Source organism: Mesorhizobium sp. M0217, from assembly GCF_040321955.1.
Taxonomy (GTDB): domain Bacteria; phylum Pseudomonadota; class Alphaproteobacteria; order Rhizobiales; family Rhizobiaceae; genus Mesorhizobium.
This window is the reverse complement of the sequence record NZ_JAMYSN010000012.1, coordinates 35,530-49,400: the sequence shown is the minus strand read 5'-3', so window position 1 is coordinate 49,400 and position 13,871 is coordinate 35,530. Positions and strand designations below refer to the sequence as shown.

The following is a 13,871-nucleotide window of genomic DNA, read 5'->3' as shown; positions in this document are numbered from 1 at the left end:
CCGCGCCCGCCTGACGTCATTCACCATTGCGGTGGTTTCAGCCCGGCTGCAATCGGCCAGCGCGGCGCATGGGACAGGTCCTGCACCGCGTCTGGGAACCATTCCGAATTATTTTTGAATTCCATTTGACTGAATAAATTGCCTGTGCAAGTCTTAGCCTTCCTAAAGGGCGCGGGACATGGCACTGCGGGGAACCAATCAGGAGTTCGGGCGGCCTTACAACCGGCGCATCGTGCTGGAGTCCATCCGCCTTCACGGTCCCATAGCTCGCGGCGACATTGCCAGCCGGGTCGGCCTCACCGTCCAGACCGTATCGACCATCGTTCGCGAGCTCGAAGAGCATGGCTATCTGTTGTCGCTGCGCGAAGAGCCGCGCGGCCGCGGATTGCCGCCGGCGACGCTCAGGATCAACCCCGAGGGCGGCTATGCCGTCGGGGTCCACCTCACCCCGATGGGCATCGACGCGGCGCTGATCAACCTCAGCGGCGATGTCATCGAGAGCACACACCGCGAGGCGCCGCATGCCACGCCCGACCATGCCTTCGAGCTGATCGGCGCGATGGTGCCGGAATTGACCGCGCTGCGGCCCGGCGGCCGCGTGCTTGGCATCGGCATGGCACTGCCCGGGCCGTTCGGCGTGGAATCGATGAGCTTCGTCGGCCCGACGACCATGGCCGGCTGGAAGGATGTCGCGCTGCCGGAACGGCTGGCGGCGTCGACCGGGCTGCCGGCCTTCTTCGAGACCGACATGGCGGCGGCGGCCATGGGCGAACGGCTTTACGGTCTCGGCTCCGGTTATTCCGAATACTACTACCTCTATTTCGGCGTCGGCCTCGGCGGCGTCATCGTCCATGACGGCGCGGTGATGCGCGGCGCCTGGGGCAATGCCGGCGAAATCGGACACATCCCTGCCGTTCCCGGCGGCGAACCTTGTCCATGCGGCAACAGCGGCTGCCTCGAACGGTATCTCTCGCTCGAAGCACGTCGCCGCCGCAACGTCAGCGACGCCGCCTGGGTGGCCGAGATCGCGCCGATCTTCCGCAACGCCATCGTCACCATAGAGAATGTGTTCGACCCGGAAACCGTCATCCTCGGCGGGCTTGCGCCCACCGACCTGCTCGAAACGCTGGTCGGCGCGGCGGGACAGCTTCCCAATTCGGTCTCGGCGCGGCGCGACCGCAAGACACCGCGCGTGACGGTGGCGACCGGCGGCAAGCATTCGGTGCTGCGCGGCGCTGCCGCATTGGCCGTTTCGGGCGTGCTGTCGCCGCGCTTCGGCCAGATGTTCATTGCCGAGCGCGAGCGCCGGTCCGACCTCATGCACAGCAAGGGAGTGGCGGCATGACCGAACCGCTGCTGGTACTCGAAAACGTCACCAAGAATTACGGCGCCATCCACGCGCTGAGGGGCATCAGCTTCTCGATCGGCAAGGGCGAAGTCGTGGCGCTGCTCGGCGATAACGGCGCCGGCAAGTCGACACTGGTCAAGATCATCGCCGGCGGCCTCGAACCGAGTTCCGGCCGCATGTTGTTCGAGGGCAAGGAGTTTCTGGCGAAGACGCCGGCCGAGGCCAAGGCTGCCGGCATCGAGACCGTCTACCAGGACCTGTCGCTCTGCACCAATGTCGACGTCGTCGCCAATTTCTTCATGGGCCGCGAAATCACCCGCAAGGTTCTCGGTGTCCCCATCCTCGACGAGCGCGCCATGGAGGCCGTCGTCGGCAAGGCGCTGGCCAGTGCCGGCACCCGCATCCCGGCGCTGCGCACCAATGTCGAGCACCTCTCGGGCGGTCAGCGCCAGGCTATCGAGCTCAACCGCTTCGTGCATTGGGGCGGCAAGCTGGTGCTGCTGGACGAGCCGTTCGCGGCACTCGGTGTCGAGCAGACCAGGCGCGGTCTCGAGATGATCCGCCAGGTGGCCAACCAGGGCATCGGCGTCGTCATCATCACCCACATCATGCAACAGGCTTTTCAGGTCGCCGACCGGATCGTGGTGATCCGGCAAGGCGTCGTGGCCGGCGATGTCGCGCGCAACAAAACAAGTCCCGATGCGGTGATCAACATGATCACCGGTGAGACGCTTGCCGGTGCCGGACCGGCAAGTTGAGGGACAAAAGAGGGGTCCGGTATAAAAGAGGAGCGAACGACATGAAGCGAATACTTGTTCTTGTCTTCGGTATCCTGGCACTGGCTCTTGCCTCGCTCACGCCGGCAATGTCCCAGACCAAGGGCACCGTCTATTATATGGTCCCGACCCTGCTCGATGAATTCCAGACCGGCTCGGTGAGCGCGCTGGAGCTGTTCCTCAAGCAGGTCGGCTATGAGGTGAAAACACTCAACGCCGACAACAAGACCGACGCGCAGCAATCGCAGATGAACGACGTCATTGCGCTGAAGCCGGCGGCGATCATCCTGGCCGCCGTCGATTTCAACGCGCTGAAGCCGTCCATCGAAGCGGCGCGTGCCGCCGGCATCCCGGTGGTCGAGTTCGACCGCCAGATCACCTCGACCCCGTCCGATTTCACCTCGGTGGCGGGCACGGTCGAGATCGGCTACGTCGCGGCCGAGCAGGCGCAAAAGCTTCTGACCGCCAAGAACGGTTCGGTGAAGGGCAAGATCCTGCAGGTGCTCGGCGATCCCGGCGATCCCTACACGCTCGACATCCAGAAGGGTTTCGAGGAGAAGTTGAAGGCATTTCCTGACGTCAAGATCATCTCGCTGCCGGCCATGCAATGGGAAGCCAGCAACGCCGGCACGATCGTTGCCGACCAGATGCTCGCCAACCCCGACATCGACCTGATCTTCAGCCATGCCGCGCACCTCTCGGTTGCAGCCGTCGCCTCGCTCGAGGCCGCCGGCAAGAAGCCGGGCGACGTCATGCTGATGAGCTCGAACGGCGCTCCGGTCGGTCTCGACCTGATCCGCAAGGGCTGGCTCAATGTCGAAGTCGAGCAACCGCTCTACGCGCAGGCCGCAGCCGTCGCCATGTTCATGGACAAGATCGCCGGCAAGCAGGAAATCAAGCCTGGCGAGTATGACGTGCTCGGCTTGAAGTCGACCGTGACCAAGGAGAGCTGGGGCCCCAACATCAAGATCCCGGGCGCCGCCATCACCAAGGAAAACGTCGACAATCCGGCCTTCTGGGGCAACCAGAAGCCGCCGACGGACACGATCAAGTCTGTCGAATAGTAGCCTAGCGAAGCGCTCCGGGCCATTGCGGCCCGGAGCCTGCCCATTCACGACGCCGCGTCCCAGGACACCGTGGCGAACCTAAACCCGCGCCTGAACCCGACGAAATCGAGTTGATTTCTCAGCCTGATTTTCTCGGGAGCGCCAACCGGATCAGCCCATGAACCCGCGCAGCCGCAAAGCCCTGGAGTTCGTCCTCGACAACCTCGTCTGGTTCATGCTGATCTTTGTGCTGGTTGTCTTTTCCATCTTCGTCCCGAACTACTTCCAGCTCGGCATCTTCGCCAACATCATCGAGGCCTCGAGCGTTCTCGGCGTGATGTCGATCGGCCTGTCGCTGGTCATCATTGCCGGCCATATGGACCTGTCGGTGGAATCGGTGGCCGCGCTCAGCGCCATGGCCGTCGGCATCCTGTTCTGCTCATCGGGCATCGGCATGGGCATACAGCTCAATCCGCAATGGCTGATGGTTCCGGTTTCGCTGCTCGTTGCGCTCGCCGTCGGCGGCCTCATCGGCGTCTTCAACGGCTATCTCGTGGTCAAGGTGAAGATGAGCGCCTTCATCATCACGCTGGCGTCCTACATCTGGGTGCGCGGCCTGGTTCTGGTGATTTCCGGCGGCCGCTCGGCACAGGATCTGGCGCCGGCCATCCGCTGGTTCGGCATCCAGCGGCTGGCGGGCCTGCCGCTGACCGCCTGGATCGCCGTCGCCTGTTTCGTCCTGTTCTCGCTGATCATGGCCAAGACGCCGTTCGGCCGCCACCTCGTGATGATCGGCGGTAACGAGACCGCGACCTTCCGCGCCGGCATCCGCGTCAACCGCAATCTGATCATCGCCTTCGTACTTGCCGGCGCCATTGCCGGCCTCGCCGGCTGGCTGCTCGCCATCCGCACCTCGGGCGCCACCGCCAATCTCGGCACCGGGCTGTTGTTCAACGCCTTTGCCGCCGTCGTCATCGGCGGCGTCAGCCTGAAAGGCGGCGTCGGCACCTTGCCCGGGGTCTATGCCGGCGTGCTTTTGCTCTCCTCCATCAACACGGCGATCAACCTGATGGGCCTGCCGGCCAACTTCACCCAGGTCATCCACGGCCTGCTTGTGCTCGCCGCCGTGCTGCTCGACGCCTTCAAGCAAACCATTCGCCAAAGACTGGCATAAGAGGACAGCTGGCATGATGGGAGAACTGGCATGACCGGACGGCTTCAAGACAAGGTCGCGCTGATCATCGGCAGCGCGCGCGGCATCGGCAAGGGCATCGCCCAGCGCTTTGCCGAAGAAGGCGCAAGACTGGTCCTGGCCGACAGCGAGGCCGAGGCCGGCCAGGCGACCGCCCGCGAGCTTGGCGCCGCCTTCATCCGCACCGACATCTCGCAAATTGCCGACGCAGAAGCCGCGGTGGCGCTGGCATTAAGCCGCCACAGTCGCCTCGACATCGTCGTGCAGAATGCCGGCATCTATCCCTGGCAGCTCATCGAGAACACCAGCCCGGACGACTGGGACCGGGTGATGGCGGTCAATCTGCGCGGCACCTTCAATGCCACGCTGGCGGCGCTGGCGCCGATGAAGGCGCAAGGTTACGGGCGTATGCTCTACACCTCGTCGATCACCGGCCCGCATGTCACCAGCCCCGGCCATGGCCACTACGCCGCCAGCAAGGCCGGCATCAACGGCTTCATCCGATCGGCGGCGCTGGAATTCTGCGGCTACGGCATCACCGTCAACGGCGTCGAGCCCGGCAACATCCTGACCGAAGCGATCGAGCTGCATCGGGGCGCCGCCTACATCAAGAACATGGAGGATTCGGTCCCGCTCGGACGCCTCGGCAGTCCGCGCGACGTCGCCAACGCCTTCCTGTTCCTCGCCTCCGACGATGCCAGCTACATCACCGGCACCACCATCGTCGTCGACGGCGGCCAGTTGCTGCCCGAAGGCAAGGATTTCCGGCTGCTGCCGCCGTGATCAGCCGGATTTCTTGTACAGCAGCAACTCAGGCCGGTACTCGAAGTGCATGGTGTCGTAGTGATACCAGCGCCCGCCCCAGATGAAGCCGTTTTTCTCGAACAATTCCACGATTTCCAGCGGAATCCGGTTCTTGAAGGGAATGTGGGCCTTCGGGTTGGTTTTGTTCCTGTTGTTGTACCAATAGTCGGAGAAGCCGACATTGATATCGAAGGCCGCTCCGAACGAGTGAACGCTCAACCGGTCGGTGCCGGCGATCGGCCGCCAGACAAAGCCGCCGCCGGGCTTGAGCCCGTAACGGCTCAGTTCCGCGGGCATCGCCTCAAGCGCAGCGGAGACCTTGCCCAGCCGGTCGTTGATGCCGAAAATCCTGGTGACCTGCACGGTCTTCTCGCCGAGCTTCGGCAACCATTTGACGTTGGCGATGTGCTTGCCCACCTCGGCGGCACTTGCCCCGTAGAGCTTCTCGAAGAAAGGTTCATTGCGGATACGGCCGGGATCGAAATCCTCCGCCGGGACCAGCGCGCCCTCGGCTGCTCTGGGATAGACGTAGCGAAACATGTCTTCGATGTCGGGGCTCTCAAGCAGCGCGTCGGCGTCGCGCGCCTTGTCGTCGTTCCACACCATGGTGGTGCCGTCGGTCCAGGTCAGGACATTGCCCGAAATGGTGAAAAGGCCGGGATAGGCCTTGAGCAAGGCTGCCTTGGCGGCGGGCTGGTCGACGCCGTCGCCCACATTCCCCGCATAGGCGAAGCGCCCAATACCAGAGATTGCCAATGCCAATAGCAGCTGTAACATCAGCCGCCGTGGATGGTCGATCATTGTGCTGCCTCCGCGAGGGCTTTCATTCATCGTGCATTTAACAAGGCAGCTGTACCATGCTGGTCGAATCGAACGGGAGACAAAATCATGTCAAAAACCTTCACTGCTTTGATCCGGATGACGTTTACATTCATTTGCCTGGTCGGCCTGGCCTCGTCAGTTTCTATCCTTTTCCCCGCCACCGCGTCGGCCCAGCGCATGCAGAAATGCGCCGATGAAGGCGGCACGTGCCGCCTGCCCTACCCCTCGGAAGTGGTCTACGGCGCGCGCGGCCAGACCACCTCCCGCTTCTTCGATCGTCGTTCCGTGCCTTGCTCGAATCGCGTCTTCGGCGACCCGGCGCCCGGCCGCGACAAGGCCTGCTATATTGCGAGGCGCGATAGCGGTAATGATTATGGTGACAACGACGACGACAATTACGGCAATGATGACAATTACGGCGATAATGATTACGGCCAGGGCCGCGGCAGATGGGTGGCCTGCGCCTCGGAGGGGCGGTTCTGCGAGTTCCGTGGCCGCAAAGTGGTGAGATACGGGGCGCGTGGCCAGTACGTCCAGGGCGTATTCAGGAACGGCGTCACATGCAGCGTCGACGCCTTTGGCGAGGATCCCATCCGCCGCGTGAAGAAGAACTGCTACGTCAAGCGATAGGCTAGCGCGCCAGGAAAGAACGGCGGGTGCGGCTCATTGCGGCCGCGCCCGGCATTCGGGATATGCGGGCCGGATATGGTGGGCGATGACGGGCTCGAACCGCCGACATCTTCGCTGAGAACGCTATAGTCAACTCGACCGCTGTGAACCCTTATCGCGGCACGGTGACACGGCACCTACGCCGATATCGAAGCCGTATGCGAACAACGTCGACAAGTACACGCTTGCCCGCATCTGCGAGCCGAAACAGGAAGAAGTGGCGGAGCCGATCGTCGCGGGCGTGGGTCGAACTTGCTCTGCAGCTGCCATCCAGACGGAAGACATTTGTGTATATTCCGCTTTGGCGACGCGCCGTAATGGCCTCTTGTACTTAGTCCACCGTGCGACGCGAAGGGCCGGTGCATGTGTCCTCTGGCGAGACATGAAACGGACTGCACCCGCAGTAATGGCCAGTCTATCGCCAGACTAGCTGCGAGGTCACCGCTCATGCTATTTTGGGGCCGTCTCGTTGATGTGGGAAGAGGCAGGCCTTGCTTGGCGACGTATTCATCAACTACCGACGGCAGACCGATTCCGGCGTGGCGGGCCGCGTCTACGATAATCTGAACCGCGCGCTTCCTGATGCATCCATCTTCATGGACGTCGACAAGCTCAACCCCGGCGATGACTTTGAGGTGGCGCTTGCTCGCAGTTTGGCCAGCTGCAAAATCATGCTGGCGATCGTGGGGCCGCAGTGGGCCGCGCTTGCCGATGAGCAGGGCCAGGTTCGGCTGGAGTCCCCCGACGACTTCGTGCGCAAGGAGATCCGTACGGCACTCCAGGCTGGGGTGCGCGTCATCCCCGTGCTCGTCAACGGCGCCAGCATGCCAAAGAAAAGCGCCTTGCCACCCGATCTGCAGGACCTGGCCAAGCGTCAAGCCATGGAGGTCCGCCACGAGCGCTTCAACGACGATATGGCGGCGATTGCGTCGGCGATAGCGAAGCCAGCGGCGCGGCGGCCGAGGCTCTGGCTGCTGCACGGGCTGGTCGCGATGATCGCGCTCGGCATCGGCGGGACAACGGTGGCGTTGTGGCCGAGGCCCTCCCCTTTGCCGTCGCCTATCGAGCCCGCAGCGATCGAGGCCAAAGGGTGCAAGGAAGGATTCGTCTGGCGATCGGCGATCTTCGGCGACAGCGTGTGCGTGAGTCCTGCCGACTACGGCGAGGTGCAGGCGCAGAATGCCAATGCCCGCAACAATCGTTCGCCGACCGGCGGACCTTACGGCGACAGCACCTGCCGCGACGGCTACGTCTGGCGTGAAGCGTTCGAGAGCGACTTGGTCTGCGTCACCCCTTTCGAACGCGACAAGGCCAGGAAGCAGAATGCCGACAACGCATACAACCGGATATGAGACCGTAACTCCGGGCAAGCACCGATTTATCAAGAAATTGAGTGGTGGGCGATGACGGGCTCGAACCGCCGACATCTTCGGTGTAAACGAAGCGCTCTACCAACTGAGCTAATCGCCCGCTCCGGCCGGACCTTTAAGCGGTCGCAACCGGCTTCGCAAGGCCAAATGAGCAGCTGCTAGCTTAGCCGCACAGTGGTTTTCGCGGGCAAAGTGCCGCCCGTCAAAAAACCTTCTCCTGTTTGCGTTTATGCTGTCCAGCTGCGCTTGACACCCGGTGGCGAACCCCTTATCCACCGCCCCAACGACGAACACGGCTGACACGTGCTCGTCCAATGCGCGGGTGTAGCTCAGTTGGTTAGAGTGCCGGCCTGTCACGCCGGAGGTCGCGGGTTCGAGCCCCGTCACTCGCGCCATTCATTTCAAGGGGTTAGCTACCGCCCCTTGAAAAGTTTCAACTCTCATTCTCCGGAGAGTTTCAACTTTCTGTATTCGTTCCGTTCCAGGCCAAGCAGCTTTCTGCCTTTGCGGCGGCTGGCATCGGCTGAGCGGACGGCGGCCAGATTGACCGGCATATAGGTCTTCTGCAGCGCCTTGTTCCCGTCGATCGAATTGCCCATCTTGGCCGAGATTGCCTCGACCGACGCGCCTCCGGCATTCGCCTCGACCGCGCCGGAACGCCGCATGTCCATCAGCCGCCGCTTCTCCGATGTCCCGAATACCAGCGTGCGCAGATCGGCAAAGTCGTCGACCAGAGAATCCTTCGTGTAAGGCACGCCGGCGCGCGGCCGGCCGCCCTTCAGGCCCGGCGCGAAACCGCGCGAGCGAAAGATCGGCGCATCGTCAAGCAGGGTGACGCCTAGTGATTCGACATAGGCCAGCACCAGGCGCTGCGTGCGTGACGACAGCGTGCCGAAAGCCGCCTCGCCACTCTTGCTGCGTGCAATCAGAAAACCCCATTCCTGTGCTGTCTGCATTGCCTGCGCCGGTTTGAGCGTGCGCACGTCGACGGGTGAGAAGCTCGTGTCCCACGCAACGGCGATGATGCAGGCCAGTCCGCGGTAGCCGGCGCGCCAGGCGCCCTTGACCATGCGCACCGCCTCGCCTGCCGTCCAGGTCTGGTGGCGCGGTGGTGGCGTCTGGCGGCGGATCGCCTGCGATGGGTCGGAGCCGGGCGGGCATAGCTTCATGCCGGCCATGACATTATAGAGCGAACGCCACGTCTTTACGGCACGGTAGGCGATGTCGACACCTTTGACCCGCAGCAGACGGCCATACCAGTCGTCGAGCAGCTCGAGGGTGATGTCGGCTGGCGGCAGGTCGGCGAAGTACGGCTCGATGAAGGTCCAACCGCGCTCCCAATCCTCGCGGGTGCGCGGTGGCTTGCGCTTCCATGCATCCATGCGGCGATAGCGTGCAAAGGCGTCTCCGATGGAATCCTTTGGCCATACATGCAGGCGCGACGGCTCCCTGCCCTTGCGGAGTTCCTGCCAGCGGTCTTCCCACTCCCGGGCTATCGTCCAAGCCTCAGGCCCGTCGATTCCACAGGAAATGCATCTGAAGCCAGCTTCGACCATCTTCGGCGTCGGCAGCCAGTAGCCGTATTTGCCCTTACGGATGACGTAGTGCTTCAACTTGATCTTACCCAAGGGTCGCCAGCCTCGCTCTTGCAATGTCAATGCTAGACTGCGCGCCGGATCCTGATCCTGCAAGACCCGAGCGTTGATCGAGCCAGGCGTCGATCGCAACCATGTCGTAGTTGCCGGTGATTGGGCAGGCCTTGGGAAAGCCTTGATCCTGCAACTCGGGCAGCAATTCCATGAATTCCCGCAGCGTCAGGTGGAGATAACGCGCCGCCTTGATCGCCGGCACCAGCCGTGGTTGTACCGGGAAGCGGATAGATGACGGTTGTAATGTGTGGGTTTGGCTCATGGCACCAAAACTCTATCCACCGTCCATCGGGCAGCGGATGGGCGCCTTGTGGTTGGGCGGGTGTGAATCTCGCCCGTGTAAGAACCTCCGCCGTATAGCATGAGATTTTCCTACTCCATGATCTCGTTATTCCTGCATCGAGGGGGAATGAGGCTTAGAATAGCGGCCTTTCTCCCCCATGCCTATTCATCCAATCCTTAATCGCAGAATCGGCAGCCACAGAGCGAGAATACTAGTAATCGGCGGCTTCGAAGCCGCTACGCCCGGCCAACCCAGCATCGCCATGACAGCGTCTGGCTTGTGCGTAGTCAGAATCGCACCCTGTGCTCTGGCGAAATCACCAGCCTTGAAACGGCACCCTCGTTTGGGGCGGCGGCCCGGCGTCTCGCCTGCGGCGTCGCCATGCTGACGCTCCTTCGGCGCCGGTTAGCTGATTTCACGGTCACGAACTTGCTTCGGCAACGAAATGGATTTCTTCCCGACTACGACGACTGACATGGAGATGCGCAGTTAGCGAGCATGAATGGTCTCTGCGAATTCCTCGGTCTCGATGAGCCAACGGCATGCGCGTCAGCATCGGCCCGGCATGGTCAGGATCGATCCAAGGTTCCCTTGCCATATCCGTCCAGTGGCCATCTCACGTCGTAACGGTCAGATCCTTGGCATGCCTTTTGGTCGCAGTGTTCGCCTCTGCCGGCAATGCGGAAGAGAGCGTTGGGAGCCCGGTAACCGCGACAGCCGCGGCGCTCGACGATCTCAAAGACGAAACCTTCGCTGTAAGTTGTAGAGCTGGAGCACGCTCTACACCGTGGATGGGGCAGCCGCGCTCGCTCCGAGACCATTAGGTCGAAATAGTCGTCGGCCTGTGGCTGAGACCCGATCGCGCTGTTTTACCGTTCGGGATCGGGACAATTGAGAGGCGAAAGCTGTGACAATGGAAAGCCCGCCACCGTGAGCCAGACCAGAAAACTCGTATTTTAGCACCGACGAAACAAAGCTCGCTATTCTGCGTTGAGGCTCGTCGAACAACGGAGCTTCACGAATGGATCCGGCAACTGCAGCTGTGATGATTTTGCTTTCTTGCAGTCCCGCCCAGGGAGTCTGCAAGCCACTCGATACATCACCGTCCATGTTCGGATCCCTTGACACATGCCAGTTGGCGTTATCCGTGAGGCTCGAGGGCGCTCCCAACGGGGAGATCGTGGGGCGATGCAGTTCGATCGATCCCTCCGCTACAGGTTCCGTTCCAGCCGGGTATAGCACGATTGTCGTCACGCGGGGCACAGGGGCGGGTGCGGTGAGCAGTCGCTACATCGTGCCACACAAAAACTGAAGCCAGCCACCGTCAGGCAGCCGGCTATTCATTCTCGACCGGACAATTAGAGGCCTTGCCCTCCCTCTATGAAGCCATACTCGGCATCGTTGGCTTCGCGCTCGTCGTCCGCTTCGCCATGGTCGTCGCCTTCCCTGTCATCGGTCCCGGTGACTTCGATGCCACCGGCCAGACAGGGTTCGAGATCCGGGTCGGGCTCTACGAAGTCGAGCAGCTACATCAGGCGTTCTTCATCTTCGATCGAGCGACCATGTCCGAAAGGCAGAGGTTCGTGGCTGGATAGCGAAGAATCGCACACGGCTTTCCTTCATTTGCATGGTCCGCAGAGATTAGCATTATCGCCTACTCTCATCTCGTCCGGCGTCGCTCCCTCAAAGCAGCGCCGGTAAGGCTCGGCGCCCTTCTTGGTTTCTCCCCGTATGTCAAAAGGAGGTCGCCGGGCCTTACCAGGCCCCGCTGCTCATCGCCTGCGGGGTGTCCTGATGGCTGAGCTTGGCCCCGTGGCCTAACGGCCAGAACCAAACGTTCCGAAAAGCCTTCCTAGGCTGGCGGCAGCCGAAGGGCTGCACAAGAGGGATCGTCAGACCGCTCCTGGCGCACCACAGCGACACCACCAAGCTGTAAGTCAGGTCCATCGGCCCTGCTGATGAGTGCCCTTGGACAGATGGATTGCGTTTGCCACGAAAAAGGAATCGTACCGGCCCGTTCTCAGCACGTCAGCCGGAACGGGCCATGGGCAGAAGCAGCCGACTAGCTAAAATCGCAAGACGATCGAAGGACCACGTCGGCGATAGCACCGGACCCGACGGCGCCCGTGTCGCCAGTAACTACGGCAGACTCTTCTCCAGCCCCGCCGGCGGCGGCGGCGCCGGTGGTAGTAATCTGGGTCGTAGTCTGGGTCGTAATCTTGGTCGTAGTAGCGCCGATGGTTGACCGGCTCCACTTCCGCGTGAGTACCTTCGTTGTCGAAGGCGTCTGGCGCGTCGAGTTCTTCGAGAATGCCGCTTTTGGCCGCTGGAACACCGGCCAATGCGTTGATAGGCCGGACCGCGCTTGCAAAGGCTGCTGCCCCTGCAACGCCAAATATCGCTGTCAAAAAGGATCGCCGATCCATAGTAAACCTCCCAAGTTACATGAGCTGAACGAAGCGCCCCGCCTGCTGAAGGAGCAGGCCCAGCGCACGGTAAAATAGAGGATTCGCCAGCCGCTCAAGCAACACGCGAATCCTATCAGCGCAGGAAGGGACCTGGCTGCGCCGATCCAAGACATGTCAGCTAAGGACGACCGCCATTACCAGAAAGGTAACGGCTGTTGCAAAAATCGGTGCGAGCAACCATCGCGCCTGGCCAACACTTTGATCCATTTGTTCTCTCCCGTTGTGGAGAACCAACAAGCTGAAGCCCTAATCCGTTCCGCCTGGTCCAAAGGTAAGACCATTGCGTTGTACGGTCGGACTTTAGACCAATCGGATTAGACAAAGGTGCGTAGGCGGGAACGTTTACCCCGGTTCAAAGTTGGTTGCCGGGCAGTGCGGGACGATGATCGTCGTGTGCCGGTCCTTGCAGGAGAGAAGATATGAAGATGCACTTCGTGAACACCGCCGCAGCCATGTTGCTCTTGGCGGGGATCGGCTCCGCCGCCGCTGACGACATTATCATCCAGCCGGAACAGGACACGGTCATCCGTGAGTATGTCAAGAAGCAGCCCTTGGCTTCGGTGAACCTTCCCGGCGTGGAATTGAACGTCGGGACAGCTCTGCCGGAAACTGTTGAGATCCACGAGGTCCCGAACGTCAAATACCGTTACGTGGTTGTCGACAACCGCACGGTCCTGGTCGATCCGGGCACCCGCAAGATCGTGAAAGTTTACGACTGAGATTTCGAACGAACCCACGCTCGCCACCCTTGGGTGGCGAGCGTGTGCATTCAAACGATACTCAGCCGGACAAATTCAAATTGCCACTCAGCTGGACAATGAACATGACGAACCCTGAACTCGAGAGGACGCAAGCCCTGGCTGCCCGCTTGGCTGATCTCCAAGCAAGAATGCAGGCAGCACGTCTTGTTGGAGCCGAGGTAACAACCGTCCGAAAGGTTGCAGCCACAATCGATGACGGCTTGCGACAGGCCGGCCTCACACCGTTAGAAATCGCAGAAGGTCAAGAGGAACAGTTTAGCGTTACTAAATGTTCGACTGGCTATGGACAGCCGAACCTTCCTCTCAGCAGATCAAGTCAGAGCAGCACGAGCCCTACTGAACTGGCCGCGTGTGCGACTTGCCGCCAAGGCCAATCTTAGCGAAATGGTGATCAGCGATCTTGAGAACGGATTCAGGAAGCCGCGTCCCCACAACATCGCCGCCATCCGCAAAGCGTTTGAGGATGCCGGAATCGTTTTCACCGTCCAAGGCACTCCATCGCTAGCCCGCTCAGAAGGTGATAGCGGCCTAGCCGCCGATAATAGACGGTGGCGGGGCCGGGAGAAAAAAGGATAGCGGGGAAAAGCCCGTGTACCCACTGCACCCGATCTCTAAAGCGGCCGCTAACAAGGGCGGTTGTTCACTGACTTTGTGCTGGCGCTCACCTTTCTAAGGTGCCGCTC

Annotated in this window: 14 protein-coding genes and 2 tRNA genes; 12 read left to right on the top strand and 4 right to left on the bottom strand. The window is 61.6% G+C overall.

Translation table 11 applies throughout. From position 1 onward, the window contains the following. Window positions 1-178 precede the first annotated feature (178 nt). From NKJ18_RS19475 to NKJ18_RS19455, 5 genes are all read left to right on the top strand, one after another. On the top strand, window positions 179-1,345 hold the full coding sequence (locus tag NKJ18_RS19475; protein WP_352759259.1) for an ROK family transcriptional regulator: 1,167 nt from the start codon (window positions 179-181) through the stop codon (window positions 1,343-1,345). Continuing rightward, the gene (locus NKJ18_RS19470) at window positions 1,342-2,106 is read left to right on the top strand and encodes an ATP-binding cassette domain-containing protein (RefSeq protein ID WP_352759257.1); all 765 of its coding nucleotides are present in this window, start codon (window positions 1,342-1,344) and stop codon (window positions 2,104-2,106) included. The genes NKJ18_RS19475 and NKJ18_RS19470 overlap by 4 nt, the downstream gene beginning before the upstream one ends. Window positions 2,107-2,147: 41 nt before the next feature. Then, window positions 2,148-3,188 (top strand): sugar ABC transporter substrate-binding protein, encoded by a 1,041-nt coding sequence (locus NKJ18_RS19465; protein ID WP_023684845.1) that lies wholly within the window; start codon window positions 2,148-2,150, stop codon window positions 3,186-3,188. 160 nt (window positions 3,189-3,348) lie between these two features. Further along, complete coding sequence (locus NKJ18_RS19460) at window positions 3,349-4,344, top strand: ABC transporter permease (protein ID WP_352624528.1); 996 nt, start codon at window positions 3,349-3,351, stop codon at window positions 4,342-4,344. 30 nt (window positions 4,345-4,374) lie between these two features. Beyond that, window positions 4,375-5,145 (top strand): SDR family oxidoreductase, encoded by a 771-nt coding sequence (locus tag NKJ18_RS19455; RefSeq protein ID WP_352759254.1) that lies wholly within the window; start codon window positions 4,375-4,377, stop codon window positions 5,143-5,145. On the opposite strand, the gene NKJ18_RS19450 is transcribed toward NKJ18_RS19455, so the two are convergent. After that, window positions 5,146-5,967 (bottom strand): M15 family metallopeptidase, encoded by an 822-nt coding sequence (locus NKJ18_RS19450; RefSeq protein WP_198020703.1) that lies wholly within the window; start codon window positions 5,965-5,967, stop codon window positions 5,146-5,148. 87 nt (window positions 5,968-6,054) lie between these two features. Between NKJ18_RS19450 and NKJ18_RS19445 the strand changes: the two genes are divergently transcribed. Together NKJ18_RS19445 and NKJ18_RS19440 are read left to right on the top strand one after the other, a co-directional pair. Beyond that, entirely contained in the window at window positions 6,055-6,618 is a 564-nt protein-coding gene (locus NKJ18_RS19445; RefSeq protein ID WP_031203220.1) for a hypothetical protein, read from the top strand. Between the two features lie 530 nt (window positions 6,619-7,148). Further along, window positions 7,149-8,009: a toll/interleukin-1 receptor domain-containing protein gene (locus NKJ18_RS19440; protein ID WP_352520240.1), complete on the top strand. Its 861-nt coding sequence runs from the start codon at window positions 7,149-7,151 to the stop codon at window positions 8,007-8,009. 42 nt (window positions 8,010-8,051) lie between these two features. On the opposite strand, the gene NKJ18_RS19435 is transcribed toward NKJ18_RS19440, so the two are convergent. Next, window positions 8,052-8,127, bottom strand: a tRNA-Val gene (locus NKJ18_RS19435). A gap of 218 nt (window positions 8,128-8,345) precedes the next feature. Here NKJ18_RS19435 and NKJ18_RS19430 point away from each other — a divergent pair. Beyond that, a tRNA-Asp gene (locus NKJ18_RS19430) sits at window positions 8,346-8,422 on the top strand. Between the two features lie 45 nt (window positions 8,423-8,467). Here the strand turns inward: NKJ18_RS19430 and NKJ18_RS19425 are convergent. Both NKJ18_RS19425 and NKJ18_RS19420 read right to left on the bottom strand, forming a co-directional pair. Next, window positions 8,468-9,655: a site-specific integrase gene (locus NKJ18_RS19425; protein WP_050589311.1), complete on the bottom strand. Its 1,188-nt coding sequence runs from the start codon at window positions 9,653-9,655 to the stop codon at window positions 8,468-8,470. After that, window positions 9,648-9,938, bottom strand: a complete 291-nt coding sequence (locus tag NKJ18_RS19420) for a hypothetical protein (RefSeq protein ID WP_023731498.1) — start codon at window positions 9,936-9,938, stop codon at window positions 9,648-9,650. Before NKJ18_RS19420 ends, NKJ18_RS19425 begins: the two co-directional genes overlap by 8 nt. A 1,388-nt stretch (window positions 9,939-11,326) precedes the next feature. Here NKJ18_RS19420 and NKJ18_RS19415 point away from each other — a divergent pair. The 4 genes from NKJ18_RS19415 (at window position 11,327) to NKJ18_RS19400 (ending at window position 13,764) form a co-directional block, all read left to right on the top strand. Continuing rightward, entirely contained in the window at window positions 11,327-11,554 is a 228-nt protein-coding gene (locus tag NKJ18_RS19415; protein WP_023713545.1) for a hypothetical protein, read from the top strand. A 642-nt stretch (window positions 11,555-12,196) separates the two neighbouring features. Next, on the top strand, window positions 12,197-12,463 hold the full coding sequence (locus NKJ18_RS19410; protein ID WP_155923348.1) for a hypothetical protein: 267 nt from the start codon (window positions 12,197-12,199) through the stop codon (window positions 12,461-12,463). A gap of 383 nt (window positions 12,464-12,846) precedes the next feature. Further along, window positions 12,847-13,146, top strand: coding sequence for a DUF1236 domain-containing protein (locus tag NKJ18_RS19405; protein WP_023669226.1), 300 nt, complete (start codon window positions 12,847-12,849; stop codon window positions 13,144-13,146). A 324-nt stretch (window positions 13,147-13,470) separates the two neighbouring features. Continuing rightward, window positions 13,471-13,764, top strand: a complete 294-nt coding sequence (locus NKJ18_RS19400; protein ID WP_081726963.1) for a helix-turn-helix domain-containing protein — start codon at window positions 13,471-13,473, stop codon at window positions 13,762-13,764. Window positions 13,765-13,871: the final 107 nt, after the last annotated feature.